Genomic DNA, 26,917 nt, shown 5'->3' with positions numbered 1-26,917 from the left:
ATCACTTTTACCCTAAGTGATTATTGATTCTCGGATTAACTCGCATGAATAGCAAATCTCCTATTTTTACTGCACAATCTGATGTCGCTCTTCGTATTCACGTAGATCGCGCAGTTCGCCATTATTTTGCACAATTGCAAGGCGAGCAACCATCTCAAGTTTATGACATGGTTTTAGCAGAAATGGAGAAACCTCTTTTATCTGTAGTGTTAGAATATACACGTGGCAACCAGACTCGCGCTGCTGAGATTCTAGGCCTTAACCGTGGTACTTTACGTAAAAAGTTGAAAGCTCACGGTTTAATGAGTGAATAAATGATAAAATGCTTGCGGCTTCCGCGGGCATTTTTTTTACCTGCTATTTAGCTTTTTTGTTTTAATTCTTGATAACTGTGACTAAATCATGACTATTAAACGCGCATTAATCTCTGTTTCTGATAAAACAGGCATTGTTGAATTTGCCCAAGACCTTGTTGCTCTAGGGGTAGAAATTTTATCTACTGGCGGTACTTATAAGTTGTTACGTGACAACAATATTGCTGTAGTCGAAGTTTCAGAGCACACTGGTTTCCCAGAGATGATGGACGGACGTGTAAAAACACTTCATCCGAAAATCCACGGTGGTATCTTGGCTCGTCGTGGTCTAGATGAAGCTGTGATGGCTGAACACAACATCGATGCGATCGATTTAGTTGTGGTAAACCTTTATCCATTTGCTGCAACTGTTGCAAAACCTAACTGCTCACTTGCTGATGCAATCGAAAATATCGACATCGGTGGTCCAACGATGGTTCGTGCTGCTGCGAAAAACCATGCGTCTGTAGGTATCGTTGTAAATGCATCTGACTATGCGACTGTAGTTGCTGAGCTTAAAGCTGAAGGCTCACTTTCTTATGCAACTCGTTTTGACTTAGCAGTTAAAGCGTTTGAACATACCGCGCAATACGACGGTATGATCGCATCTTATTTAGGCGCTCGCGTTGGTAAAGAAGAAGGTCAAGCTGATCAATTTGCACGTACATTCAATACGCAATTAAATAAAGCTCAAGATTTACGTTACGGTGAAAACCCACATCAATCTGCTGCATTCTATGTTGACCCTGCCGCAACTGAAGCGTCTGTTTCTACAGCTAAACAGTTACAAGGTAAAGAACTCTCTTATAACAACATCGCAGATACTGATGCCGCACTTGAATGTGTTAAATCATTCGCTAAACCTGCTTGTGTAATTGTAAAACACGCAAACCCATGTGGCGTTGCAGTCTCTTTAGACGGTATTAAAGCTGCATATGACCTTGCATATGCAACTGATCCAGAATCTGCATTCGGTGGCATCATTGCGTTTAACCGTGAATTAGACGTTGCAACTGCACAAGCTATTGTTGATCGTCAATTTGTTGAAGTGATTATTGCACCAAGTGTTGCTGAAGGTGTATTAGAAGTTACAGGTGCGAAGAAAAACGTACGTGTACTTGTATGTGGCGAATTACCAGCAATTGATGAACGTGCTCCACAAATGGACTATAAACGTGTAAACGGTGGTTTGCTCGTTCAAGATCAAGACTTAGGTATGATTACTAAAGATGATCTTAAAGTTGTGACGAAACGTGCCCCAACTGAACAAGAAATTGATGACATGATCTTTGCTTGGAAAGTTGCGAAATACGTTAAATCAAACGCGATTGTTTATGCTAAAAACCGTCAAACGATTGGTGTCGGCGCAGGTCAAATGAGCCGCGTAAACTCTGCTCGTATTGCTGCGATCAAAGCTGAACATGCAGGCTTAGTCGTAGAAGGTGCAGTAATGGCATCTGACGCATTCTTCCCATTCCGTGATGGTATTGATAATGCCGCTAAAGCAGGTATCAAATGTATTATCCAACCGGGTGGTTCAATGCGCGATGAAGAAACGATTGCTGCTGCTGACGAAGCTGGCATTGCAATGGTGTTCACTGGCATGCGTCATTTCCGTCATTAATTAATGGTTCGTGTCATGATGACTTCTCATAAGTCACCTATAACACTGATAAGAGATTTTTAATCTTGCCTAAAGTCCTCTTCTATTCATTTAGTTGAGGACTTTATGTCATTTTCGATTCATGGAGTATGAACCGATGAATATTTTAGTTTTGGGTAATGGCGGTCGTGAACATGCGTTAGCATGGAAAATCGCTCAAGATGAAAAAGTAGCTAAAGTTTTTGTTGCACCGGGTAATGCAGGCACAGCAACAGAAACAAAATGTGAAAATGTAGCACTTAACATTTTAGATAACCCTGCCATTATCGACTTTGCAAAAAATAATGCCGTGGATCTGATTGTTGTCGGTCCTGAAGCACCACTTGTAAATGGTGTTGTAGATGCGTGTCGTGAAGCAGGTGTGAAAATTTGGGGTCCAACCCAATTTGCTGCGCAACTTGAAGGCTCTAAAGCATTTGCTAAGCATTTCTTAAAACGCCACAACATCCCAACTGCTTTTTATGATGTATTTACAGAAGTCGATGCAGCAAAAGCATTTGTTGAGAAAAATGGCGCGCCAATCGTGATCAAGGCCGATGGTCTTGCTGCAGGTAAAGGCGTGATCGTTGCGATGACCAATCAAGAAGCGTTTGATGCGATTGACGACATGCTTGCTGGCAACAAATTTGGTGATGCAGGTTCACGCGTTGTCATTGAAGAATTCTTGGCAGGTGAAGAAGCATCTTTCATTTGTATGATTGATGGCGACAACATTTTACCAATGGCAACTTCACAAGATCATAAACGTATCTTTGAAGGTGACCAAGGTCCAAACACGGGCGGTATGGGTGCTTACTCTCCTGCTCCTGTTGTAACGGCTGAAGTTTTTGAAAAAACCATGAATGAAGTGATGCGTCCTACGGTTGAAGGTATGAAAAAAGACGGGCACGTTTATACAGGTTTCTTATACGCAGGTTTGATGATTGATGAACAAGGTCAGCCTAAAGTGATCGAGTTTAACTGTCGTTTTGGTGACCCTGAAACTCAACCAATTATGATGCGTTTAAAATCATCTTTAGTTGATTTAGTTGAAGCAGGTATTGAAGGTAAACTTCCTGCAGAAGCTGAATGGGATGAGCGTAAAACGGTTGGTATCGTACTTGCATCACGTGGCTACCCTGAAACATCTAGCAATGGCGATGTGATTTCTGGTTTAGATACGGAAATGGCAGATGCGAAAGTGTTCCATGCAGGTACGAAAGCCAATGAGAATGGTGATATCGTAACTGCTGGTGGTCGTGTACTTTGTGTGACTGCACTTGGCAATACCATTGGTGAAGCACAAGCAAAAGCTTTAGAGCTTTGCAAAAAAGTGACTTTTGACGGCGTTCAATACCGTAAAGATATTGGTTACCGCGCAATTGCGCGTGAAAATGCTTAACCTATATATTAATTAATAAAACCCCGCTGAGTGCGGGGTTTTTATTTATTTACTATATATTCGCTTAATATAGCTCGCCACTTTTTCAATTTCAGGAAAGATTGTTGCCTCTGTAATGCCTAAAATTTCAAGTTGATCAATAATCCTTGCTTTATCACTATGCGGAATAATTATTTTTTTATCATTAGTCAAAATTAAACTATCATTTAATTTTGCAGGTTTATCTTTTTTAAAATTATTAATACCAAATAGAAAAAATGCACTATCTTGTCTAATTACACGTTGATTATCCATTTTAGGTTTCACACATAAAACATTAGAGAGAACATCTGGCTCTATGCGTGGCTCGAAATGAGGTTTTTCACTCTGAATTTCATAAACTAATTTTTTAACATGGTATTGGGAATTAAACTCTACACACATTTCCTTATACCCATCATCGAGAAAAATTAAATCTGTATCTATATTCGAAGGTATCCTAAAATCGTAAGAAATACGGCTTAAATTAGATAAGATACTAACAGTATCACTGTCATAATATTTGATAGATGATTTAGGTACTTTAAAAACAATCAGCTCACCATCATTTTTTGACTTAGATTGACATGCAAAATATAAGGCAATTAACGGATTAGTGGTTATATCTAATAACCGTGTAGGTAGCGAATAATGTTGCATTTTTACTAGAAATTCAAAGGTTGTTTTACAATGTTCAAAATCCTGTGGGCATCTAAGTAACAGCTCTTTAAAAATAATATGCTCATTCTTTATAATTTTATCTCGATAAATATAGGGCTCAAGCTTATAGTCTTTATTTGAATGTCCTCTAAAAAAGATTGCATGATCATTAGAAATCAAATCATAGTCATTTAGCTTTTTTAAAATTTCTGCAACACCTATTTGCGCTTTAGACATATAAATCTCAACGAAAAATTATTTTTATGTGGAAAAATTTATGATACAGATAAATTGTTTGCTTTTGCAGACTTAAATTCTACAAGAATATTAAAATTGAGCTTTCGCTCCTATTCCTTTACCAATGGTAAGATGCTGACACCGACCCATTTATCCAAATGTATGTAGATGCTTGAGTTATAATTTATGATCAAATCCTATCTCTTTTCACGGCACATAAAAACATCCCTCATCTAATATGAGGGATTTTGGACTATTTAGATTCTGACTTTGGATGCAGCTTTACCATCATCTTAGAATACCCACGAACAAAATTAGACTGAACAATTTCAGGTTCTTCAAGCACTTCAATTCTGTCATAACGTTTGAGAATCTCCTCCCAAAGAATGGTCAATTGCATCTCAGCTAAACGACTACCCATACAGCGATGAATTCCATAACCAAATGATAGATGTTTTTTCACATTTTCACGATCAATACGAAATTCATCCGCATTTTCAAACACAGTTTCATCACGGTTAGCAGACGCATACCACATAACAACTTTGTCACCTTTACGGATATACTGACCTTTATAAATTAGATCTTGAGTCGCTACACGGCGCATATACGCCAATGGTGTCTGCCAACGAATAATCTCACTAACCATATTAGGCAACAGATCAGGATTATTCTTCAGCTTGTCTAATTCCTGAGGGAACAAATGCATTGCATAAACCCCGCCCGACATCGAGTTACGAGTCGTATCATTCCCGCCTACGATTAATAATGCCAAATTCCCCAGAAACTCTAATGGCCGCTGAATCAGATCCTTTGTCTCATCACTCCGAATAAGCATACTCATCAAGTCAAAGCTTGAAGCCTCACCTGCTTCTATACGTGCAGCCTTATCATGCCAAAGTTGTGACAAATCTCTCACCATCTCTTTTAAACCATCAAAAGTATTTTCAATGGTCATCGTACCGCCTGTCGTACCTGGCGATGAAGATGCAATTTCAGACCAATACACCAATTTACTTCGTTCTTCGTAAGGGAAATCTAGCAATGTCGCCAACATTCTTGAAGTCAGCTCAATTGATACTCGATCTACAAAGTCAAAAGCTTCATTTAAAGGCAAGTGATCAAGTACGTCTTGGGTACGTTTCCGAATCAAGCTTTCCATGTCTTTTAAGTTTTTAGGTACAAAAACCCCCTGCACAGCTTTACGCTGAATATCATGCTTCGGTGGATCCATCGCAATAAACATTTCAAGTTCTAAACCTTGCGGTTGCTCACCCAACATAATGATCGGTTCTGAAGAGAAGAGCTGATGATTTTTATCAACGTACATGACATCTTCGTACTGTGTCATCGACCAAAAAGGACCAAATAAACTGTTTGATTGATAATGTATCGGCGCATCTTTCCGTAATCGCTTAAAAGTATCCTTCCATACACCTTGCTTGTATAAAAAAGGGCTACTGACATCAAGCTCTTGTAAGGGGCAAACATTTGGATCTGGAAGTTGAATTTCTTGAATGTGATCAAAATCAGGATTCTTAAATAGGCTACTTTTTAATTTATGGTATACATGGGCAGCTTTGATGTGATTTTCTAAGGGAATATAGCGAGCGCTAAAATTCACCAAATCTACTCGAACAGCATTCATTTTTTTGACTAAATTATTCATGACAATGTGTCCTATGTGATCTCATCTTTAAATTTATATTCAGCCTTTATTCCATTAAGCTGATGATCTGTGTTTGAGCATAGAATTTAAAAAATACACAATCAGGTCATTTTTTGACATTAATAAGTCATTTTTTGACATTCTTTTAATTCAAATTAGCAGCTCTAATGAGGCTAGATTTAAGAAAGATCAATATCACGCTATCTGGACTTGAGTATGATGTCTAAAGGAATAGAACATAGCAATCAGGACGATAATGCAATTCGGGCATTGATTCCCTGCGCATATGTCAGAATTATTGCGCAACAATTGGGAGGTGGGCTGCGTGTATTCCCAACTTTATTGAATGGCACATCTCTGACTGCTGAATTTATTCAACAGGAAGATTCCCGGATTTCAGCATCTGATTTTATTCGTATATTTGACAATGCATTGAACATGGCAGATGTTCCCGACTTCGGTTTAGAACTTGGACATCGCCTTAAACCAACGACTCATGGCGCAATGGGCTTTTTGATGCACAGTTGCCCAAACCTCTATGCTGCACTTGAAGCGATTCAACATTATCTACCTACTCGGATTGGATTTGCAGAAGTCATTCTCGAAAAGCGTGATCAGCAGATGAATTGTAAAATTCAATTTAATATCGATTGCTCCACCCTTGTATATCAAAGCATGATCGAGTCTTGCATGGTGGTATTTAAAGAGTGTGCTGAATTTATTTTAGGTAAGCCATTAACTGAGGCGAAGTTGCTTTTTAGCTATCCTAAACCTGCTTACCACGCTGCTTATACAAAAATTTTTCAATGTGATTTCGCATTTTCACAATCTTTTGATGGCATTCAGATACCTTTATCTGTGTGTAAAATCCCGAATGCTTCAGCAAGTCAGGAGAACTATCTCATTGCAAAAAAACAATGTGAAAATGTACTTAAGGAGCTTCTTACACCCCAAAATACTTATCAGTTTCGTGTCAAAAAAATACTGATTGAGCATTTATCAGATCCCAAAAATGAATCTGAGATTGCCTCTTCATTATTCATGAGCAAACGAACCTTAGCTCGTCATTTAGAAAAAGAAGGTTTAACCTTTAAAGAAGTCAAAGATCAAGTTCTTGCACAGCAAAGTGCTTATTTTCTTGAGCATACGCAACTCACGATTGAAACAATTGGTATGCTTCTTAATTATCACGATGCCTCAAATTTCAGACGAGCATTCAAGCGTTGGTTTGGTATGCCCCCTAGCCAATATCGGCAGAAATACAATAATGATCTTACCAAGCAAATTTCTAAATTAAATTAAATCCATATTTTTCATATTGATATATTAAATCATTATAAGGTGTTCGGCTGGTAACGGGTCTTTCTAATTTGAAACACTCAAATTATAAGTATGATATTTAAAGTTTATTTATAAATTCTCATAAATTGTATATGACGCTTTATGCTAAGCTAGTTCATTAACATCACTATATTGAATAAAAAAAAATTGTTATCATCAACCAACTTTTTTGTTATCAATGCTTAAATAATTGATAGCTAAATATCGAATTATCTCTAACAGATGAATAGGTTGAAATGCTCTTTAAACAAGGACAGTTCATTTCACTATTCACCTCACTGCATATGTAAGTTGAAGATTGTTTCAACATACTCAGGAAATATCATGAAGAAAATTCTTGGTTTAGTTTTGGGCCTATCAGTGGGTATCGCTGGATGCTCAAAACAAGATGCTCCAGAAACCGCTGCAAACAACACGAATAAAGATTCAGTTCAAACCATTACAATCGCTTCTACAGGTTCAGATGCAGATATCTGGAAGTTCATTGCTAAATTGCCAGAAACTGAAGCTGCAGGTTTAAAGTTAGATGTTAAAAACTTTACTGATTATGTTTCAATGAACACTGCGGTAGCCAATAAAGAGATTGATATCAATGCCTTCCAATCATATGCATATATGGTTGCATACAATGATGCTAATACTCAAAAAATTGCGCCATTATCTACGACTTATCTTGAGCCAATGGGGATTTACTCAAGCAAAGTTAAAAATCTAAATGATTTCAAAACAGGTTCGACCATTGCAATTCCAAACGATGGTGCTAATGAATCACGTGCCCTTTTATTATTGCAATCTGCTGGTTTAGTAAAGTTAAAACCTCAATTTGACAATGTCAAAGGCACAACTTCTGATGTAACTGAGAATCCTAAACAGATCACCATCAAACCGATTCAAATGGCAACTGCGGTACGTGTGAAAGATGAAGTGGACGCCATTGTATTAGGCAACACCTTAGCAATGGAAGGTGGTCTGAACGTATTAAAAGATGCGATCTACTACGAGCCAATCGATCAAAGTACAAAAATGAATGTGAATGTACTGGCTGTAGCTGAAGGCCGTCAGAATGATCCTGTATTGCAAAAGGTAGGTCAGCTATATCATACAGATGCGGTTAAGCAATATGTGAAAGAAAACTTTGGTGGCACTAAAGTTAATGTTGATAAACCAACGACATATCTCACAGAAGCTCAATAATTCTAGACTTCTGTATTTTTAACAGGCAAATTTAATTTGCCTGTTTTTCATTTTTAATAGTTCTTGACGTTATGATTGAATTTAAAAATATTAGTAAACATTATCAGCTCAAAGGCCAAACTATTCACGCCTTAGACAATATTAATCTGACGATTCCAGATGGAAGTATCTTCGGAATTATAGGCTATAGTGGTGCAGGTAAAAGTACACTGATCCGTTTGATCAATTTACTAGAAAGACCCAATCAAGGTCAAATGATCATCCACGGTCAAGATTTTACTGCTTTGAGCGCTTCAAAATTACGTCAAGAACGCGCCAATATTGGTATGATTTTCCAACATTTCAATTTATTACAAACCAAAACCGTTGCAGCCAATATTGAAATGCCAATGAAACTTCTTGGCTGGAGTAAAGCTGAGCGTCTAAAACGCTTAGATGAGCTACTTGAGTTTATCGATTTAAAACATAAACGCGATGCTTTTCCAGATGAGCTTTCTGGTGGTCAAAAACAGCGTGTAGGTATCGCTCGGGCACTTGCCAATCATCCAAAAATTCTACTCTGTGACGAAGCAACATCAGCGCTTGATCCTCAAACGACAAAGTCTGTACTTGCCCTTTTGAAAAAAATCAATCAAGAGCAAGGAATCACCATTGTTATGGTTACGCATGAAATGGATGTTATTGAGTCGATTTGCGACTTTGTTGCAGTTATGGAACAAGGCAAAGTGATTGAACACGGCAGTACTCTCGATATCTTTAGTCAACCTCAACACTCGACGACCAAAACATTTATTCAAACTGTTTTACAGCAGCAATTACCTATCAATATTTTAAATAACTTAGAAAATCAAAATCACCACAGTATTTATAGCTTGCAGTTCTTAGGTACTTCGGCCCAAGAAACTGTTGTACAAGCTGCCATTAAACGATTTGATATTAGTCTCAATATTTTATTTGCCAATATGACCGAAATTAATGGCGCTGTAATTGGGCAAATGTTTGTGCAATTACTGGGTGATCCAGACATTATTCAAGAAACCATCAGCTTTTTCCAACAACATGGCGTTAAAGTTGAGCAATCAGGAGTACGTGCATGAGAGATATGATTGTTCAATGGCTAACAGAAATTACTGAACCTTTTTGGAAAAGCTCGCTTTCAATTGATCAATTTGTGACAGCCCTACAAGAAACCTTCCATATGGTTTTCTTTGCAATGCTATTCGGTACGATTTGGGGTTTAATTCAAGGAATAACCCTACTTGTTACACGACCAAACGGGATTTTAGCCAATCGTGTGATTTACTATGGATTAAACCCTATTGTGAATGCATTACGTTCCCTCCCGTTTATTATCCTCCTGATCGCGGTTATTCCACTGACAAAAATGATTGTGGGTACTTCTATTGGGACATGGGCAGCTATTGTTCCTTTAACCATTTATGTAGGACCTTATATTGGTCGTCTTGTTGAAACTTCACTCCTTGAAGTCAACGAAGGTATCGTGGAATCAGCGCAAGCTATGGGCGCAACACCCCTACAAATTATTTTCAAATTTATTCTACCTGAGGCACGCAGTTCCCTCATTCTCAATTTAACTACAGCTGCAATCAGCTTAATTGGTGCAACAGCCATGGCTGGCGCTGTCGGTGCAGGTGGCATTGGTGATCTTGCGATCTCCTATGGTTATCAACGCTTTGATACCAGTGTCGTTATACTCACTGTTATTGTGCTTTTAGTATTAGTTCAATTGGTGCAAATGACAGGTGAAAAACTCGCCAAAATGCGATAGTAAATTTAAAAAAAGATCTCAAATGAGATCTTTTTTAATATCAATCCATCCAAAGTGAAGCGATTTTTTCCATTAATTGCGCACGTAACGGCGCAGTTGGATTGCATGGATTACGCTTTGCTTCATGCTTATAAAACGCTTGCCAATCGCGTATCATTTCCAAACTAACACCTTGAGCTTTAAACTGATGGATGTCTTGCTTAGATACACTTTCTAAGCGTGCTTGAGCACCTTCTGGACCTGTTGCCCAACCGATAACCCCTTGCCCAAAACTCGGAAGGCTCATTTGGTTAGGTGTTTGAGGAACCGCTTTACGTTCGATTGTCTCATTGACCTTACAGCTGCTTGGACGCTCGTATAACTGAGACTTTTGCAGTTGACCAACTTGAGAGTTCTGCATACAACCAACAAGAACAATCGAACTCATCACTGCGCTGATGCAAGCACTCAATCTCACTTTTATCATCATTTACTTTTTACTCGAAATTAGTTCATCAGATCAGATAATCTTAAGCTAACAACAATGCACCTCATCAAATTCGAAATCAATATTTACAATACATCGCTGTTTAAAATTTGGGTGAATTTTACAATTTGATAAGCTTGATCTAGGATGAGATCAAATAAGTCACATGCTTTAGGATCGTTTAGGATGCGTTATCAAGTTCGCGTAATTGATGTTAACAATGCGCTACAAAACTATATATGGATTATTGAAGATACTGAAACCCAAGAAATTGCAGTGATAGACCCTACAGAAGCCAATTTGGTGGTCAACTATTGTGACTCGAATGGTTTAACACTTAAGCAAATATGGCTTACCCACTGGCATAAAGACCATATTGGTGGTGTACCAGAGTTAATCGCGGAAAAAAATATTGAAGTTTATGGTCCACGCGAAGAATTATCTAAAATTCCATTTATCAGTTGTCCACTCAATCATGATGATGAATTTTATTTTAATGACTTAAAGCTTGACGTCATCGCTGTTCCTGGCCACACCTTAGGTCATATCGCAATATTTGCAGATGAAATCGACAGTTTATTCTGCGGAGATACCTTATTTGCAATGGGATGCGGACGCCTTTTTGAAGGAACTGCTGAACAAATGTATCAATCACTTAACCGACTGTCAGCGCTCCCTCCAAGAACTCAAGTCTACTGTACCCATGAATACACGCTCTCAAATGCCCAATTCGCTTTACATGTAGAACCTGAGAATAAGGCACTGCAAGAACGATTTGAGCAAGTTCAGAAACTTCGAGATCAAAATCAAATAACCTTACCTTCCACCATTGAAATTGAACTTGAGACCAATCCTTTCTTGCGCGTCAACAGTGCTGAAGAATTTAAACGTATTCGGGAAATGAAAGATAATTTCTAAATTTAGCATTATCTATTCAAATTACAGATGTTTATTACTGAGCGACATTCGCTCAGTTTTTTATCCCTTTCAGATAAAATTTTCTATTCTTTACTTCAACACTTCATAAAAAATTGATCAAATTTTTTCTTTCAATCGCATGAAATATATACATTTTTATTAAATTACAATAAATTTACATTAATTTATGGTCAAGCCCTTTAAAAAGACCATCATTAACCTTATTAATATTTCATTAGTCAAAGGAGTTGTCTCATGAAGAAAGTGGTCAAAGCAAAAAATTTAATTGCATTCAGAATTTGGTTAGAAAAATTAGGTTATTCCGTTCGAAATTTAAAGGATAACCAAGGCTTCACTTTCAGCTTTAAAAAAGAATATGGTTTAGTGACATGTGACTTATCTGGAAATACTCTGGCAATGCAATTAGGTGAAGAATTCGAGGATCACTTAAAGGCTTAATTTCAGCTTAATTCAACGGAATGAATACTAAATAGATCATCTAAATATTAACATCGCCTCTTTGTAGGCGATTTTTTATATTTATATATTTCAGTTTTCAGTCTGTTTTTATATAAAAATATAGGCAATAAAAAAGCAAGGTATCAAACCTTGCCTTAATATGGTGGGGACGGAGAGACTCGAACTCTCACACCTTGCGGCGCTGGAACCTAAATCCAGTGCGTCTACCAATTTCGCCACGTCCCCTTTGAATACTCAATCATATTAGTGAGCTTCATAAAACTTGGCAGAGGATCAAGGATTCGAACCTTGACGAACGGTTTTGGAGACCGTCATGCTACCATTACACCAATCCTCTATTTCACCTACTTCGGTCGTTCCACCTAGTAAATTACTTGGTGGGGACGGAGAGACTCGAACTCTCACACCTTGCGGCGCTGGAACCTAAATCCAGTGCGTCTACCAATTTCGCCACGTCCCCGATGGCTGTGTATATTATAGAGATCATTATCTCATGACAAGCCCTTTTTTTGAAAAACCTTATTGTTTGACTAAATATAAAACAATTATCCATTTTACTGGTTTTTCTTTAGACAAATTCGCTTAATATCTGTTTTAATTGATAAATATTGTCCAATCTTTGTGATTTATTTTTCATCAACATCTGCTGGAGTACTGGTGTTAAGTCAGAAAAAGGCTTAATAATTTCAACTTTTAATTGCTGACAATGCCATTTTGCCCAATCCATATAGCTTTTTTTACGGATTGAGTACTGATTTAACCATTCCAACCAAATAATGCCGAGTGCATATATATCAGATGCTTGTGATTTTAATTCACCATGAAACAACTCAGGCGCCATATACCTTGGTGTTCCATGCGTAGAAACTTGAGGATGGCACTCAAAGTGAAACATCTGTTCAAAATCAATTAATTTGGGTTGACCATTCAATATTCTAAAATGTTCTCTTTTGAGATCTGCATGAACCAATCCTTGCTCATGAATCAATAGTAATGCATCTAAACTTTGTAATAATAAATTGACCACATTTGAAAACTCATTTTGTCGAGATGTCTGCATTTGAGTATTCACAGAATTTTCTACTTCAAATAGCGGCGCCGCATTTTCAATCAGAATCAATGATGAAGAATCATGTTTTGATGTAGGTGTATTGAATCTACTGTTTTCGTCATACACGATCTCAAACGGCACTAAGATCTTTGAAGAGCCAGTACTGAGTGATTGGTAGTGTTTTATCTCATTGTCGAACCACTGCTCATGCTGTGAACTGATACCCTGCTGTTGTCGCTTAACCCAATACGTTTGGTCGTCTATTTCGATACAATAAATTAGACGACCATACTGCTGACTTTGTTGAGAATTAACTGGTTGCCTGAGCAGAGGCTGAATGGTTTGCCACTGTAGATTGTTTTTCAAGAGATTCATTTTGCTGTTTCAGTTGCGTCAGCATATCCAAACAATGTTCAATGGTTTTTCCTATACGCGCATGTGTTTCAATACTGGACAGTTTTGACCAAGTTGCCCGTTCCCCTTCTCTTTGAAGGACTTTAAACAAATGAGGTCGCGGATTTTGTAACATATAATGATAATGTCGCAGACTATAATTACCTACAATATTTAAATCCCCATAATAACGCTGATCAACAATACCATAACCGTGATCCAATAGTCGTCTAATCGTCGGCACACTGCCCATTCGGTCACGAGTGAAATTCATGACATCCATCGCAATCGTTTTACCATGTTTACGCACTAAACGTTGCGGCCAGCTGAGCAGATCTGTTCTAAAACGTTCCGCATCACTTTGCATGAATGGCACAATATGTGGATTCACCTGACTGGCAATGGTGTAATTAATATTGTAAAGACGAGCCATTTTCTCTTGTGGAAAATCACTTCTCACACTGCCATCCACCCAACGAATACTTGCCAAGTATGGTGTATGCACCCCATCATAACGCTTACTGGTCAGTCGAACTGGAGGAAATAAGATGGGAACCGCACATGATGCCAAAACTGCACTCCACACCAGTAAATCTGGTGCAGTATATTTGTTCATGATACGAGCATCTTCCTGAGCGACATCATAAGGTGCGACACTGATATTGATATCAAGCCCAGACTTTTCATACGCTTCTTGAAACGTTAAGTCCCCTAAATTTTCCACTAAAAATTTCTTAAGATATCGCACATCAGCAATACCACCATTTCCTCTAAGCAACTCTTTGAAACTTCTGAAATGGAATGCTTCACTATAAAAGCTCTCTCCTGTCAGCAGCTGATCAATATCTTTTTGATCAGAAACGCCTAACATCGCCGTCATTAACGCACCAGCACTCGAACCTGATAAAACTTTCGGCATCAAATCTTGTTCCATCAGCGCCTTACACACGCCTGTATGAAACAAACCTAATGAGGCCCCACCAGAAAACATCATTGCTGGTTGACCATAGGTCAGTTGACAATTTTTAAAAAAATCGAATTTTTCTTGATGCGTCAAACCCGAACATTCATCTGAAGCGATATAAATTAAACTCTGTGAAACCTCTTCAATATAGTCCTCAATAAGTTTTTTAGTGCCAATATATGTTTGTGTGAACAGCATAGGATGACCAATATTAGCGACATCATGACTCAGGCCTTCTCGCAAAATATAGATAAGATCAATTACACGATGATTCAGCTTGTAACGGCGTAAGAGATTTAAACGATGCGATATAATTTCAGCATCAAAATAGGGTGAAGTATTATCAAACTTCCATTCCTGAGCGCCCGTCTCCTCATCCAGCTTTAAGGCAATGTCTTTCCACTCTTCATAGCTCTCCGCACGTTCAAGCTCATGTTGCATTTTTTTAATTCGATACGCTTGATGCGGATTAATTTGACTACGAGTGCCTAAAATCATTGAGCTAGTCCTTTGATTTTTATTAGTTCAATTAGTTTTGTTCAGTTTTTAAACTATGCAAAAAAAGCACAAAATAATCAACTTAATAAAATTTATTTCTTGTATCGACCAGTCATCATAGATTTATCCCTTAGATCAGTTCACATCGCTGTCGTCATCATGTAGATTAAACTTGATTTTATTGAATTGTATTTCACGAATACCTATGGCGACTCTAGAACTACCAGATCAACTGTTAACAAAAATTTCTCAACTTATTGACCAACTTAATCACACATTATCTGAACCGAGTCAGGAAATTGATTTCTCAGCACTAGGATACAAATGGCAAAATAAACGGTTAATCGCCATTCAAAAACCTAAAATGATTCATCTTGATGATCTAAAAGGTATCGAAAAACAAAAAGAAAAAATACTGCAAAACACTGAACAATTTTTACAAGGCTTACCTGCAAACGATATTTTATTGACAGGATCTCGTGGAACCGGAAAATCATCTATTGTGAGATCTTTACTGTCTAAATATGCTGACCGTGGTTTACGCATCATTGAAATTGAGCGTGATGATCTGTCAGACCTACCAGAAATACAAAAAATTATTGAAGGTCGTTCTGAAAAATTTATCGTCTATTGCGATGACTTAGCCTTTAATGCTGAAGACGAAAATTATCGTAGCTTAAAAAGTGTGTTAGATGGTTCACTAGAGTCAGGTTCTGGCAACTTTATTATTTATGCGACCAGTAACCGCCGCCATCTACTCCCAGAATTTATGCATGAAAACACCCCGATCACTAAAGTGGACGTGCCTCAATATACTGAATTACATCCGCAAGAAGCGATCGAAGAAAAAATCTCATTGTCTGATCGTTTTGGTCTTTGGCTTTCATTCTACCCGATGGATCAAAATCTTTATTTAGAGATTGTAGAGCACTACTTAAAAAAATCTGATATTGAAATGACACCTGAAGTACGTGCTGAAGCGCTACGTTGGTGCCAAGCCAGAGGTCAACGCTCAGGTCGTTCTGCATTCCAATTTTCAAAACATTGGATCGGCTCTACTCAATTAAAGCGTGATTAAGCATTTACATCAGCTTCTGCAATAAGAAACTAAGATGGAATGACGTCTTAGTTTCTCGACTTTCACTCTTTAATCTAAGTTATTAGCTTTTATTACGATAAAAGTTAATAAATTATTCATGAATAATTATAAAGATAAAATTAACAATTTAACTCATTGCTCTCTATCGATATTAAAAAATTTAAAATAAAAAAATCTCAAATATTACTTTAAGCTATTAATTTAAATAAAATTTATTAACTAAATAAGAATAAAAAAAATAATTAAAATTTAAAACAATATAACATAACAACCATTTTTTGTTTTTCGAAAAAAATAATGTAACCCAAACTTAACAATTCAAAAATAGTATGAAGAACGCAAATAATTATAGAAAAAGGCTGAATCCATGCTTCAAATTAAAAAATATAGTAACCAACATACACAATTCCCAGAAGTGCAAAATATATTAAAAACGCTTCATCAAGCGATCTTCATGACACCAGAGGGTTGTGATTTGAATGACATTGCTCAAGCCTATGCCCCCGATGATGCTGCAAGCAAACGGGTTTTGATCTATTTTGATGAAGAAAAACCTGTTGGATTTTTATGTATGCAACGTTATGAAGTCAAAAAGAATGACAAGACAATGAATGTTTTTCGTGGTCAAGCAGGTCTTCTTAGCGCCTATCGAAAATCAAATCTATTAAAATTCCAATATATTTACTTCATCATTTCTCAAATGATCCGCCACCCAGCACCATCGTATTTTTTTGCTGTGTGTTTACATCCCTCAAGTTATCGTGCAATTACACGATATGCTTTCAAAAAAAATACATGGCCTACTCGCCTAAACCTCGATAACAATACAGAAATGCAAGACCTTTGCACCCTATTCTCTCAGCAATTCAATTATCAACTTTCAAAATCTGGCCATGTTTTTATTTATAACGATGGTCTTGGAGGAACACGCGGTTGTAAGCACGAACACGATAATATGAATGAGGATGCTGCATTTTTTTTGAATCACAATGCCGGATATATCAATGGTGATGGCATGTTAGTGATTGCGAAAATCACTGCCTTTGAGGTGTTTTACCGTTTAACTTGTCATACTTTGGGTAAAATGAATCGCAATAAATATATTCAATGGACAAAACAGCGACAATAGTAGTCCCGCTTTAAACGCATCTAGCACATATTGCTCACCACAATGTTGCTTAATCATCGGTAAGAATGCATCACAGGACAGTACACCTGTGGTGCTAATTGCTGCTTGTGGTTGATGTCTTCCAAAAATCTGTAGAAAAATGATGGAAAACATCCCTCTAATCATATCCACAATTAAAGCTTGAACTGCCAATAAGGGATTTAGTTTCTGTGAAATCATTGCAGCAGACAGACTTGCCCAACCGAATCCAGAAAGCAATACAGCACTTTCCTTCCAAATTATCAGCATAAAGCAGGCAAATATTGTATTTGCCAATACCATTATGATTGGGAGTTTAAAATCATGCCATTGCAATGTTTTGATGTTAAATGCTGATACAAAAACTCCGATCAAAAATAGAATAATGTAGATCAGAACGTTTTGAATACTTAAAGCTATTTGCTCATCTATTAAATCCATTCGATAAGTGAATATCCCTCCCAAAAATACCAAAATAAGCAAAAGATAAACTGTCAATATTTTAATGATATCCTTGATTTGGATTGTTTTACGTTTGCTGTTTTCCTGTTGTTTCTTCTTATAAAATAGAGAACTAAACCAGTAAGTAAATGCGCATACCCCGAGTGCGAGAATAACTAACTTGCTCAAAACAGCTTTAGGATTTTCTAATGCGAGTAGGTTTGGCGCTGCGAAAACTGTGCAAAAAAATATAAATAAAATCAGGGCTAAAAAAAATACTTGTTCAATGTACTTGTTGGGATGAAATTTACGACCATATAGATAGCCAAAAATGATGATGATAAGATCCAATCAGACTTCCAAAATTATTTTTATACGTATCGCTTAGATTAATTCATAGATATAAAACTTATATGACAAAATGTTTCTTATTGAGCATCGTCATGTCTCATCACTTTTGGCTGCTAGGTTTTAATTTTAAAACTTAATTTCGCCCAGCTATCAACCATAGTTGACTTCGTGGCGTTGAATTCTAATAAAGTTCAATTTCAATCTTACAGCGTGCTAGCGCATCTCTTTAAAACAACTAATCAGATTTTTAAAATTTCACTCACAATTCTATAATCGTTTTTCATTACAAATCACCTAATATATTTTTAAAAGTACTAAAGAGAACGTGATGGCTTACAATCATAAAGACCTTGATACCATCCCACATAGAAGCACTCGTGTTTATTCTCAAAGTTTTGACTACTCTTTGGACTTTAAAAAAATTAATTTCAGAGAGAGACCGGAACTCTATCGAATTGGTCGTGGTGAACAGGGTGTATTACTCGTCGAACCTTACAAATCTGAAATTCTGCCCTTTTGGAAATTTGCAGATGAAGATAAAGCTAGAGAGAGTTCTAATAAGATTTATCAACTCTTTCTTGAATATTTAGCAGTCGATGATTTTGTCGGTGCAGATATGGCTCGTAAATTTTTACAAATGGGTTATACCCGAGCGAGACGTTATGCAAACCATAAAGGTGGAAAAAAATATAAAGGTCCTGTACCTAATGACAAAAAAGGTTTAAGTGGTGATCACGGGCGTGAAGAACTACCACGCCAACAAGAAGACCCTATTAAGGCTGCAGCAGCACGAATTTTTAAAGTGAAATGGGATGAAGCTAAACAGCATTCCCACTATATTGCATTAAAAGAACGATTTAAAAACTCAATTGCGAGTCAATAAATACATTCTCACACCATTTATAATACAAACAAAACTATTTCTTTAATTTTTATTTACAATAGAAAAATAGAAAGTACAATAGCATTTACCAAAAAATGATCACCATTTTTTGCATTTAAAGATAAACAAATCACAAATAATGAGCATGCGCCATGATAACTAAATTTTTAAAATTGGGTTTAATCCTCTCGATGACCACTTTAACAACGACAACTTTTGCCCAACAACACACCGTTTCATTGGGTTATGCTCAGTCTGAAATTGAAAATGCGTTTGATATTCGCGGTGTTCACGCTCAATATCGCTATGAACTCGAGACTCCTTTAAGCGTTATGGCAACAATGTCGTATCAAACTGGTGATGAAACTTGGATTGAACCAGGTGAACGCCAAGATACAGATGTAAAGCATTTTTCTTTGCTAGCAGGCCCTGCATATCGTCTTAATGAGAATTTCAGTGTTTATGGTGTTGTCGGGATCGCGCATTCAAAAGTTGAAAGTTCATATCGCGCCTTGAACATATACGAAAACATGGATCTAAGTGAAACAGCGTTTGCATATGGTGTTGGTATTAATATTAATCCTGCTCCGCAATATGCGATCAATATCGGTTATGAAGGTACTAAAGTTGATGGGGCTAAATTTGATGGGTTCAACATCAGCGCAGGTTATCGTTTCTGATTCTGCTTGAATACATAGAGAATTAAAAAAGAGGCTTTTTGCCTCTTTTTTATCAAAATCACTGGATAATGTTTATAGATTATTTGGATAGCGAGAAATAGACGAATCCTATATAGCTAGAATAAGTCGTATTATTCTACCTAGGATGTTTCATGCAAAAAAGAAAACTTGGACAAACTGATTTATTCATCGCACCCATCGTATTCGGAGGAAATGTATTCGGTTGGACGGTTGATGAAAAACAAAGTTTCAAAATTTTAGATGCACTGTATGAGCGTGGATTTAACACCATTGATACAGCAGACTTCTATTCCATTTGGGCACCAGGCAATCATGGTGGCGAGTCAGAAACAATCATTGGTAGTTGGTTAAAACAAAATCCAAGTAAACGTGAAGACATCGTGCTATTTACTAAAGTCGGTTTAGATATGGGGATTCCCGGCCATCAAGGTTTATCTGAACGATGGATTATGCAAGCAGTTGAAGACTCTCTAAGCCGTTTGAAAACAGATTATCTTGATCTTTATTTTGCACACTGGCCTGATGAAAACACACCTCATGAGGAAACATTATCAGCATTTTCAAAGCTCAAAGATCAAGGAAAAATTCGTGCCTATGGCACTTCTAATTTTTCAGCTGATCAATTAGACGCTTCTATTCAAGCTGCACAAAAGATTGGTGTGCAACATTATCAGGTTCTTCAACCTGAATATAATCTTTACGATCGCGATGTATTCGAACAAACACTGCAACCCATTTGTGAACGCCATCAAATTGGTGTCGTAAGTTTTTATAGTCTGGCTAGTGGATTTCTATCTGGGAAATATTCGTCATTAGACAATATTCAAGGGCGTCAACGTGCAGATACGCTTGTAAAATATTTTGATGAGCGAGGCTTAAACCTTTTAGATAAGCTCAGAGAAGTGGCATCGCGCCACAATGCGGCACCTGCTGAGGTAGCTTTGGCTTGGTTACTTGCGCAAAAGCATATTTCAGCACCAATCGCCAGTGCAACAAACCTTGAACAAATTACCCAATTTTCAAATGCAGTGAATCTTCAACTCTCACCAGAAGACATGCAAATTCTTTCAATAGTGTAAATATAAAAAAAGAGGCTATAAGCCTCTTTTTTCTCGTGACCAAACATCTATGCTTCAGTAGGTTTTTTGAGTTCCGTCATCGGCCAACGTGGCGTCGTTGTCACGGCTAAGCCATCATGCTGTCCTGCTTTTAAGCGTTGATATCCAGCAAAAGCAATCATGGCGCCATTATCCGTACATAAAGCTGGTTCAGCATAATATACTTGAGCTTTTATTTTAGCTAAATCTGCTTCAAGACGTTCACGAAGACGCTTATTGGCACTCACACCACCAGCAATGACCAAACGCTTAAGACCAGTTTGCTTTAATGCTTTAACTGATTTTTTGACCAATGTATCAACAATAGCCTCTTGAAAACTCGCAGCAATATCAGCGTCTCGGTTTTCATCACCTAATTTTCTCATTTGGACAGAAACCGCTGTTTTTAAGCCACTAAATGAAAATTCCAAACCTTGATGCAACATAGGACGTGGAAATTCAAAAGCAGTGGCATCACCATGTTCAGCAAGTTTAGAGATATTTGGACCACCTGGATAAGGCAGCCCCATCATTTTAGCAACTTTATCGAATGCTTCACCCGCTGCATCATCGATTGACTCACCTAAGATTTCATAATGACCAATATCATATGCCGCCATTAATTGTGTATGCCCACCCGAGACCAACAAAGCGACAAACGGAAATTCCGGTGGAGTAGCTGATAAAAGAGGCGCCAACATATGCCCTTCCATATGATGCACACCAATCGCTGGTTTATTTAACGCAAATGCAAGCGTACGACCAAATAATGCTCCAGTCATGAGTGCACCCATTAGGCCTGGACCACGTGTATAAGCCACCGCATCAATCTCAGATTTTTTGATTTGACTTTCTTCAAGCAATTGATTGATTAAAGGAATTAATTTACGAACATGATCGCGGGATGCCAATTCAGGTACCACTCCACCATATTCAGCATGCAATTTAATCTGACTATATAACACCTGTCCTCTTAAGCCGACTTCGCTGTCATAGAGTGCGAGACCAGTTTCATCACACGACGTTTCTAAGCCTAAAACGATCATTAAATTGCCTTTAACCCATTTCAAAATATTGCTAAAGCTATTATAGACTTGTGATATGAGATGTAAATGAGTAAAATACTGACCTTCACTTGTGACTCAGCGCAATTCGGCGCTTAGTCTTATCCATAAACTAGAGGATTCTTCATGCCACAAGTTAAATTGAAAGAAGGCGAACCAGTAGACGTAGCTATCCGTCGTTTCAAACGCTCATGCGAAAAAGCGGGTGTTTTAGCTGACGTTCGTAAACGTGAATTCTACGAGAAACCAACTCAAGAACGTAAGCGCAAAAAAGCTGCTGCTGTTAAACGCTACCAAAAAAAATTGGCGCGTGAATCAGTACGTACTACTCGCCTTTACTAAGATTAATTTGTGATTGACTGCTCGGATATATAAATGACTACTTTAAAAAACCAAATTACTGACGTTTTGAAAGCAACAATGCGTGCTAAAGAAATGGATAAGTTAACGGTGATTCGTAGTCTCCAAGCAGCAATTAAGCAAATCGAAGTCGATGAACGCGTAGAACTAGATGATAGTCGAGTTCTCGCGGTCATTGAAAAACAAATCAAGCAACGTAAAGAATCGATTAAAGCTTTTGAAAGCGCTAATCGACAAGACTTAGCTAGTAAGGAACAAGCCGAGGTTGAGGTTTTATCTCAATTTCTACCAGCAGCTATGACTGAGGAAGAACTTGATTCAATTATTGCGCAAACGATTGCTGCGCAACAAGCTACTAGCATGAAAGATATGGGTAAGGTGATGAATTCTCTACGTCCGATCATAGCCGGACGTGCCGATCCTGCACAAGTTTCGAGTAAAATTAAAGCTCAACTTTCTTAACTTTTCGTATTATGTTTGATTTGGTCTATTTAATAATGTCATTAAATAGTCCAATCTAAATCACGTATCCCCGATTTTATTACAACAATACTTTTAGTTTTTCACTTTCTGATTATTTAAACTCACATTGAATATTATATCTTTGTAAAATCTGCATTTCTTTAGATCGCTTCACTTTCTCAACAACATCCTGTTTACTCATTCTAGAGTAGGAAAATGGTAAATCCTTTCGATATTTATCCACCACCTGATAAAAACCATCGACATAAGTTCCAACAATGACACAATATCTTTGAGTCTGATCAAGGCTAAAATGTGTTGTATTTGGTGCTAGCATTTTTAGAAAATGCCTCATATCGGCATTATATTTTTGTGATACAACTTCAATTTCTTGTGTAAATTTAACAGGAAGTGTTTCCGCATGAGTGAACACCCCTGCCCCAAACAACATCATAAAAAATAGTGGCAATTTCATTATTAGATTCAATCACATAATTTAAAATATTTATTCATTCATCATTCTAAAAGAATCTAATCACTAAGAATGAATAGTTTCAATAAAGTTAGGTTTGTATTCCTGGAAAAACTCTTCATAAGGTGGCGGTATTTTCCCTTCAACCACAGAACCGAGCCTTAAACGTATAATTCCTGGTAAATCAAGTCGATGTGAATATAAAGGACTTCCACATTCACCACAAAATACTCTTGCCTTTAACTCGGTATGAAAATAAGACTTAAGCACATCTTCACCAGAAATTAACTCGAAGTTTTCAAGCGGGATCGGGCTATTCCATGCAGCAAAACTGCCTTGAGCCAACTGACAGTGCTTGCAATAGCACAAAATACTTTTCTCAAGATCACCATGATAAATATATTGCACCTTCCCACATAAGCATTGACCTTTTATCATTTAAACCTCTTATAATTTTTGTTGACGCTCATCCTGCATCATCCGCAGCCTTTGATTGATGACTGCACTCATAGAGTTATTTTCCTTGGCTAAACGCTGAGCATGAATGAGTGAGCGAATCGCATTCTCTTCCGCTCCCTTCCAATATTCAACTTCAGCCCGATATCGCAATACATTTACAGTACGTAAAGGATTTTTAATATCTAAATTTGCCGCTTGTTGTCGAATGAACCATGCTTGCGTATCACGATTATTGGTTTGGATAAATTTATTCGCCAACCTTTCAGCAGCAACAAAATTTCCCTGTCGAATATAAATTTCAGCTAATTTATAACTTAAAGCACGATTTTCAGGTGTTATTCGTTGACGCACCAATATCGTTTCCTGCGCAGAATCAAATTGATTGGTCGCCAAGTAGATATCTGCTTGAATAAGCGCGATAAGTTGATGATTTGGCTGGATTTTCTTAGCAAGTTCAATTTCTTTTTGTGCTAGATCAAAATCACCACGCTTTAAATAAAAAGCAGACAGTGCAATTCTTCCAGCCAATGCATTTGCTCTCACCACTCCCTTTAACTGTTCCTCGTTGGTTTGATTGGTCACAACTGCGGTATACCACTTGATCTGATCAAACTCAGAGAGTGTGTTGCTATATGGAACTTTAGGAAGTTGATCTGCACGTAATCGAGCCTCGCTCATACGCTGAGTAGTCAAAGGATGTGTTAACCAAAAATCAGGAAGATAACTAATTTTTGGAGTCGCACGATTCATGGTTTCAAAAAACTCAGACATACTGTACGGGTTATATCCAGCACGATACATCAATTGCATTCCAATACGGTCTGCTTCACGCTCTTGATTACGACTATAACTTAACTGTCGATCCATCAATGCAGCTTGAGTTCCCATCATCAGGGCAGCACCTGCATTACCATCAGCTTGTGATGCAATTGCAGCACCCACAATGATACCTGCGAGTGCAAGCAATCCCTGCCCTTTAAAAGCCTCTTGAGAACGACTATAGTGTCTTTGTGAGACGTGTGCCACCTCATGAGCAACCACACCCGCAACTTCATCCATGTTCTTTGCCGACGTAATTAATCCGCTATTCAATGCAAATAAACCGCCAGGTACAGCAAAGGCATTAATTTGCGGATCGTTTACAATCACCAAAGCAATTGGTTGGCCCAACTGTGTTTGCGCAATAATTTTTCGGAATACAGCCATAAATTGATCTTCCAACCAAACATTGTTTAAGACTGGAAGTTGCTGCTGTACTTGACGATAGACTTTTTCACCGATCATTTTCTCTTTTTGTTGATCGATAAATCCAACACCACTATTAATATCAGGCACTTCAAATTGAATTTTATTGGCATTGTAGAGTTCATCAGCCGCGGCTGAAAAACTCGAACTCGCTATCAATAAAGCCAAAATGATCTTCTTCAAACCTGTATTCCTAAACGTGTACTCTATCGACTATAACACTGAATAATGTGAAGATTAATGATGAACTGTTACGTTTATTATCACGCTCAAAATACTTTATTTATTCACAATATATTGAGGCTCATCCCCATCTAAGGCTTTTACCAGATTATCATAAGCAAGATTTGCCATTTTCATTCTGGTTTCTGCTGTCGCCGAACCTACGTGCGGCAATGTCACTACATTTTCCAATTGAAACAATGGTGATTCTTGGAGCGGCTCTTTCTGATAAACATCTAAACCAGCAGCAAAAATTTTGTGATTTTCAAGCGCCTCAATCAAGGCCGACTCATCCACAACTGATCCTCTGGCAATATTCACAAACACAGCATGTTTTTGCATTTTCTCAAATTGAGCTTGACCGATCAGCGCTTTCGATTGCTCATTTAAATCGACTGCAATGACGATAAAATCAGACGTTGAAAGTAAAGTATCAAGATCACAATATTTCGCCTTTAAAGGCTCAGCTCGCTCTATACATGGTTTTCGATTATGGTATTGAATATTCATATTAAATCCATAAAAACCACGTCGAGCTATCGCAGCACCGATATGACCTAAGCCAATGATACCGAGCGTTTTCCCATAAAAATCTTGACCAAATTGTGCAACACCAGCGGTACGCGTCCAATGTCCTTGCTTTGTCCAAGAATCTAAATGTGTAACTTTACGAGCCGCACTCATCAATAAGGTAAAAGCCAAATCAGCAGTCGTCTCTGTCAACACATGAGGCGTATTGGTCAACCAAATACCCTGTTGTTTTAAATATTCAACGTCGTAATTATCATAGCCCACACTGACCGAAGAAATAATTTTAAGTTTTTTTGCGGTCTGTAAGTTGTCTTGATTTAAACGACGCCCAGCGCCTATCATCCCATCTGCATCCGCAACTTCTCTTAAAAGTTGCTCATTAATGTCACCCTGTTTTGGATTAATTTGAACGACCTGATATTTCGATTCTAATTGATTTAATATTTTCGGATCTATCTGACTAAATACCACAACCTTTTTTTTCATAAAACTCCCTCTTTAGATCCAGTATCGATTTAATTTTTAATTAAGTTCCACAAGCGACGTTTTAACAATGGCTGCTCAATCATGTCTTGTAAGCTTGCAATCTGCATATGCTGCGTCGTCGATATATGCGGCAAATACCCTAAGCTCAATATTTTTTTATCAACAGATAATGCATCGATAAAACCCTGTATAAATACTTGAGCACCTCTTCCATCTTGGAATTGTGCGAAATTAAATGGCCATTTTAAATCGTAAAACTGTGAACTCACACTACGCTGGATATTCACCCATAAGTTTTCTTGTTCTGTGGTGAGCGCTGTAGCATCTAGCAGAATAGTATGTGTTTTAGTGATCATCGCTTGAATTTCAAAAGCATCGATTACAAGCGGTTGACGCTCAACAACTTCATCTTGAGACTGTTTGTCATTTTCCACAAACTCTCGAGGAAGCTGCACACCGTCTGGATTACTTTTTAACTGAAGCGAAGAATCATCTTTATTTAGCTGTTCAGCTTGTGAAGCTGGTTTTGTGATGAACTGTTCTAGTTGAGCTTGCGCAAATTCAGGAAAAGATACATCTGTTGGATGATTTTCTTCAACTTGATCGCGATATAAGGAAGGTTTGTAATGACGTGTTTGTGCCGTATTTTGTGGAATCCATATATCGATTCCCATCACAGCTAAGAGGCTTCTTTGATGCTCTAACATATTCACATTCATTACAGATGGACTGGCATGAGGGCTGGGTATTCTACCCACTTTTTTAATCTTTTACTGAACTTTTAATCCGCAAACAATCATAACTTAATTTCATTTCTGACGC

The 26,917-nt window shown here is 37.5% G+C and carries 28 protein-coding genes and 3 tRNA genes; 16 read left to right on the top strand and 15 right to left on the bottom strand.

Annotated features, from left to right (window positions below):
- Positions 1-44 precede the first annotated feature (44 nt).
- The 3 genes from fis (at position 45) to purD (ending at position 3,397) form a co-directional block, all read left to right on the top strand.
- On the top strand, positions 45-314 hold the full coding sequence (fis, locus tag AC1M9C_RS00620; RefSeq protein ID WP_001086304.1) for a DNA-binding transcriptional regulator Fis: 270 nt from the start codon (positions 45-47) through the stop codon (positions 312-314).
- 88 nt (positions 315-402) lie between these two features.
- The gene (gene purH, locus AC1M9C_RS00615) at positions 403-1,977 is read left to right on the top strand and encodes a bifunctional phosphoribosylaminoimidazolecarboxamide formyltransferase/IMP cyclohydrolase (RefSeq protein WP_092766164.1); all 1,575 of its coding nucleotides are present in this window, start codon (positions 403-405) and stop codon (positions 1,975-1,977) included.
- Positions 1,978-2,113: 136 nt separating this feature from the next.
- The gene (gene purD, locus AC1M9C_RS00610; protein WP_481953006.1) at positions 2,114-3,397 is read left to right on the top strand and encodes a phosphoribosylamine--glycine ligase; all 1,284 of its coding nucleotides are present in this window, start codon (positions 2,114-2,116) and stop codon (positions 3,395-3,397) included.
- Positions 3,398-3,442: 45 nt separating this feature from the next.
- Here the strand turns inward: purD and AC1M9C_RS00605 are convergent, their stop codons facing one another.
- The gene (locus AC1M9C_RS00605; protein ID WP_481953005.1) at positions 3,443-4,312 is read right to left on the bottom strand and encodes an FRG domain-containing protein; all 870 of its coding nucleotides are present in this window, start codon (positions 4,310-4,312) and stop codon (positions 3,443-3,445) included.
- Between the two features lie 253 nt (positions 4,313-4,565).
- Positions 4,566-5,981 (bottom strand): cytochrome P450, encoded by a 1,416-nt coding sequence (locus AC1M9C_RS00600; protein WP_481953004.1) that lies wholly within the window; start codon positions 5,979-5,981, stop codon positions 4,566-4,568.
- Positions 5,982-6,200: 219 nt separating this feature from the next.
- Between AC1M9C_RS00600 and AC1M9C_RS00595 the strand changes: the two genes are divergently transcribed.
- The 4 genes from AC1M9C_RS00595 (at position 6,201) to AC1M9C_RS00580 (ending at position 10,305) form a co-directional block, all read left to right on the top strand.
- Positions 6,201-7,283, top strand: coding sequence for an AraC family transcriptional regulator (locus AC1M9C_RS00595; RefSeq protein ID WP_481953003.1), 1,083 nt, complete (start codon positions 6,201-6,203; stop codon positions 7,281-7,283).
- 363 nt (positions 7,284-7,646) lie between these two features.
- Positions 7,647-8,516, top strand: a complete 870-nt coding sequence (locus tag AC1M9C_RS00590) for a MetQ/NlpA family ABC transporter substrate-binding protein (RefSeq protein ID WP_035267639.1) — start codon at positions 7,647-7,649, stop codon at positions 8,514-8,516.
- Positions 8,517-8,587: 71 nt separating this feature from the next.
- Positions 8,588-9,613 carry a methionine ABC transporter ATP-binding protein gene (locus AC1M9C_RS00585; RefSeq protein ID WP_481953002.1) on the top strand — a complete coding sequence of 342 codons (1,026 nt, stop codon included), beginning with the start codon at positions 8,588-8,590 and terminating at the stop codon, positions 9,611-9,613.
- Positions 9,610-10,305 carry a methionine ABC transporter permease gene (locus AC1M9C_RS00580; protein WP_035267644.1) on the top strand — a complete coding sequence of 232 codons (696 nt, stop codon included), beginning with the start codon at positions 9,610-9,612 and terminating at the stop codon, positions 10,303-10,305. The genes AC1M9C_RS00585 and AC1M9C_RS00580 overlap by 4 nt, the downstream gene beginning before the upstream one ends.
- A 40-nt stretch (positions 10,306-10,345) precedes the next feature.
- On the opposite strand, the gene AC1M9C_RS00575 is transcribed toward AC1M9C_RS00580, so the two are convergent.
- Complete coding sequence (locus AC1M9C_RS00575) at positions 10,346-10,732, bottom strand: DUF4951 domain-containing protein (protein WP_481586973.1); 387 nt, start codon at positions 10,730-10,732, stop codon at positions 10,346-10,348.
- A 225-nt stretch (positions 10,733-10,957) separates the two neighbouring features.
- On the opposite strand from AC1M9C_RS00575, the gene gloB reads away from it, so the two are divergent.
- Both gloB and AC1M9C_RS00565 read left to right on the top strand, forming a co-directional pair.
- Positions 10,958-11,689 (top strand): hydroxyacylglutathione hydrolase, encoded by a 732-nt coding sequence (gene gloB, locus AC1M9C_RS00570; RefSeq protein WP_481586972.1) that lies wholly within the window; start codon positions 10,958-10,960, stop codon positions 11,687-11,689.
- A gap of 255 nt (positions 11,690-11,944) precedes the next feature.
- Positions 11,945-12,148: a hypothetical protein gene (locus AC1M9C_RS00565; RefSeq protein ID WP_035267651.1), complete on the top strand. Its 204-nt coding sequence runs from the start codon at positions 11,945-11,947 to the stop codon at positions 12,146-12,148.
- 161 nt (positions 12,149-12,309) lie between these two features.
- On the opposite strand, the gene AC1M9C_RS00560 is transcribed toward AC1M9C_RS00565, so the two are convergent.
- The 5 genes from AC1M9C_RS00560 to AC1M9C_RS00540 all read right to left on the bottom strand — a co-directional run bounded on the left by AC1M9C_RS00560 (position 12,310) and on the right by AC1M9C_RS00540 (position 15,075).
- Positions 12,310-12,394 (bottom strand) — tRNA-Leu (locus tag AC1M9C_RS00560).
- Between the two features lie 38 nt (positions 12,395-12,432).
- Positions 12,433-12,506, bottom strand: a tRNA-Trp gene (locus AC1M9C_RS00555).
- A gap of 38 nt (positions 12,507-12,544) precedes the next feature.
- Positions 12,545-12,629: transfer RNA gene (locus AC1M9C_RS00550), tRNA-Leu, on the bottom strand.
- A gap of 108 nt (positions 12,630-12,737) precedes the next feature.
- A complete protein-coding gene (locus tag AC1M9C_RS00545) occupies positions 12,738-13,586 on the bottom strand; it encodes a protein kinase domain-containing protein (RefSeq protein WP_481586971.1) in 849 nt (282 codons plus the stop codon).
- Positions 13,531-15,075 carry a DUF3336 domain-containing protein gene (locus AC1M9C_RS00540; protein WP_481586970.1) on the bottom strand — a complete coding sequence of 515 codons (1,545 nt, stop codon included), beginning with the start codon at positions 15,073-15,075 and terminating at the stop codon, positions 13,531-13,533. Before AC1M9C_RS00540 ends, AC1M9C_RS00545 begins: the two co-directional genes overlap by 56 nt.
- Before the next feature lie 205 nt (positions 15,076-15,280).
- On the opposite strand from AC1M9C_RS00540, the gene AC1M9C_RS00535 reads away from it, so the two are divergent.
- The gene (locus AC1M9C_RS00535; RefSeq protein WP_481586969.1) at positions 15,281-16,153 is read left to right on the top strand and encodes an ATP-binding protein; all 873 of its coding nucleotides are present in this window, start codon (positions 15,281-15,283) and stop codon (positions 16,151-16,153) included.
- A 388-nt stretch (positions 16,154-16,541) separates the two neighbouring features.
- Positions 16,542-17,303, top strand: coding sequence for a hypothetical protein (locus tag AC1M9C_RS00530; protein ID WP_481586694.1), 762 nt, complete (start codon positions 16,542-16,544; stop codon positions 17,301-17,303).
- On the opposite strand, the gene AC1M9C_RS00525 is transcribed toward AC1M9C_RS00530, so the two are convergent.
- Positions 17,235-18,113, bottom strand: a complete 879-nt coding sequence (locus AC1M9C_RS00525) for a LysO family transporter (protein ID WP_481586693.1) — start codon at positions 18,111-18,113, stop codon at positions 17,235-17,237. The two genes, AC1M9C_RS00530 and AC1M9C_RS00525, sit on opposite strands and share 69 nt — an antisense overlap.
- 328 nt (positions 18,114-18,441) lie before the next feature.
- On the opposite strand from AC1M9C_RS00525, the gene AC1M9C_RS00520 reads away from it, so the two are divergent.
- The 3 genes from AC1M9C_RS00520 (at position 18,442) to AC1M9C_RS00510 (ending at position 20,776) form a co-directional block, all read left to right on the top strand.
- Positions 18,442-18,996 carry a DUF4385 domain-containing protein gene (locus AC1M9C_RS00520; protein ID WP_481953001.1) on the top strand — a complete coding sequence of 185 codons (555 nt, stop codon included), beginning with the start codon at positions 18,442-18,444 and terminating at the stop codon, positions 18,994-18,996.
- 152 nt (positions 18,997-19,148) lie between these two features.
- Positions 19,149-19,676 (top strand): Ail/Lom family outer membrane beta-barrel protein, encoded by a 528-nt coding sequence (locus AC1M9C_RS00515; RefSeq protein ID WP_092766154.1) that lies wholly within the window; start codon positions 19,149-19,151, stop codon positions 19,674-19,676.
- A 152-nt stretch (positions 19,677-19,828) separates the two neighbouring features.
- Positions 19,829-20,776: an aldo/keto reductase gene (locus AC1M9C_RS00510; RefSeq protein ID WP_481953000.1), complete on the top strand. Its 948-nt coding sequence runs from the start codon at positions 19,829-19,831 to the stop codon at positions 20,774-20,776.
- A gap of 47 nt (positions 20,777-20,823) precedes the next feature.
- Here the strand turns inward: AC1M9C_RS00510 and tsaD are convergent, their stop codons facing one another.
- Positions 20,824-21,840 (bottom strand): tRNA (adenosine(37)-N6)-threonylcarbamoyltransferase complex transferase subunit TsaD, encoded by a 1,017-nt coding sequence (gene tsaD, locus AC1M9C_RS00505; RefSeq protein ID WP_481952999.1) that lies wholly within the window; start codon positions 21,838-21,840, stop codon positions 20,824-20,826.
- A gap of 144 nt (positions 21,841-21,984) precedes the next feature.
- Here tsaD and rpsU point away from each other — a divergent pair, with 144 nt between their 5' ends.
- Together rpsU and AC1M9C_RS00495 are read left to right on the top strand one after the other, a co-directional pair.
- On the top strand, positions 21,985-22,200 hold the full coding sequence (gene rpsU, locus AC1M9C_RS00500; protein ID WP_001136722.1) for a 30S ribosomal protein S21: 216 nt from the start codon (positions 21,985-21,987) through the stop codon (positions 22,198-22,200).
- A gap of 33 nt (positions 22,201-22,233) precedes the next feature.
- A complete protein-coding gene (locus AC1M9C_RS00495) occupies positions 22,234-22,680 on the top strand; it encodes a GatB/YqeY domain-containing protein (RefSeq protein WP_035268744.1) in 447 nt (148 codons plus the stop codon).
- 112 nt (positions 22,681-22,792) lie between these two features.
- On the opposite strand, the gene AC1M9C_RS00490 is transcribed toward AC1M9C_RS00495, so the two are convergent.
- From AC1M9C_RS00490 to AC1M9C_RS00470, 5 genes are all read right to left on the bottom strand, one after another.
- Positions 22,793-23,155 (bottom strand): hypothetical protein, encoded by a 363-nt coding sequence (locus tag AC1M9C_RS00490; RefSeq protein WP_481591206.1) that lies wholly within the window; start codon positions 23,153-23,155, stop codon positions 22,793-22,795.
- A gap of 63 nt (positions 23,156-23,218) precedes the next feature.
- Positions 23,219-23,590 carry a GFA family protein gene (locus tag AC1M9C_RS00485; RefSeq protein ID WP_481952998.1) on the bottom strand — a complete coding sequence of 124 codons (372 nt, stop codon included), beginning with the start codon at positions 23,588-23,590 and terminating at the stop codon, positions 23,219-23,221.
- 9 nt (positions 23,591-23,599) lie between these two features.
- On the bottom strand, positions 23,600-25,039 hold the full coding sequence (locus AC1M9C_RS00480; protein WP_481952997.1) for a M48 family metalloprotease: 1,440 nt from the start codon (positions 25,037-25,039) through the stop codon (positions 23,600-23,602).
- Between the two features lie 96 nt (positions 25,040-25,135).
- Complete coding sequence (locus tag AC1M9C_RS00475) at positions 25,136-26,095, bottom strand: 2-hydroxyacid dehydrogenase (RefSeq protein WP_481952996.1); 960 nt, start codon at positions 26,093-26,095, stop codon at positions 25,136-25,138.
- A 29-nt stretch (positions 26,096-26,124) separates the two neighbouring features.
- Positions 26,125-26,853 carry a hypothetical protein gene (locus tag AC1M9C_RS00470; RefSeq protein ID WP_180027610.1) on the bottom strand — a complete coding sequence of 243 codons (729 nt, stop codon included), beginning with the start codon at positions 26,851-26,853 and terminating at the stop codon, positions 26,125-26,127.
- Positions 26,854-26,917 lie beyond the last annotated feature (64 nt).

Source organism: Acinetobacter sp. 24-47-39, assembly GCF_056783825.1.
This window is presented reverse-complemented; position numbering and strand designations above follow the sequence as displayed.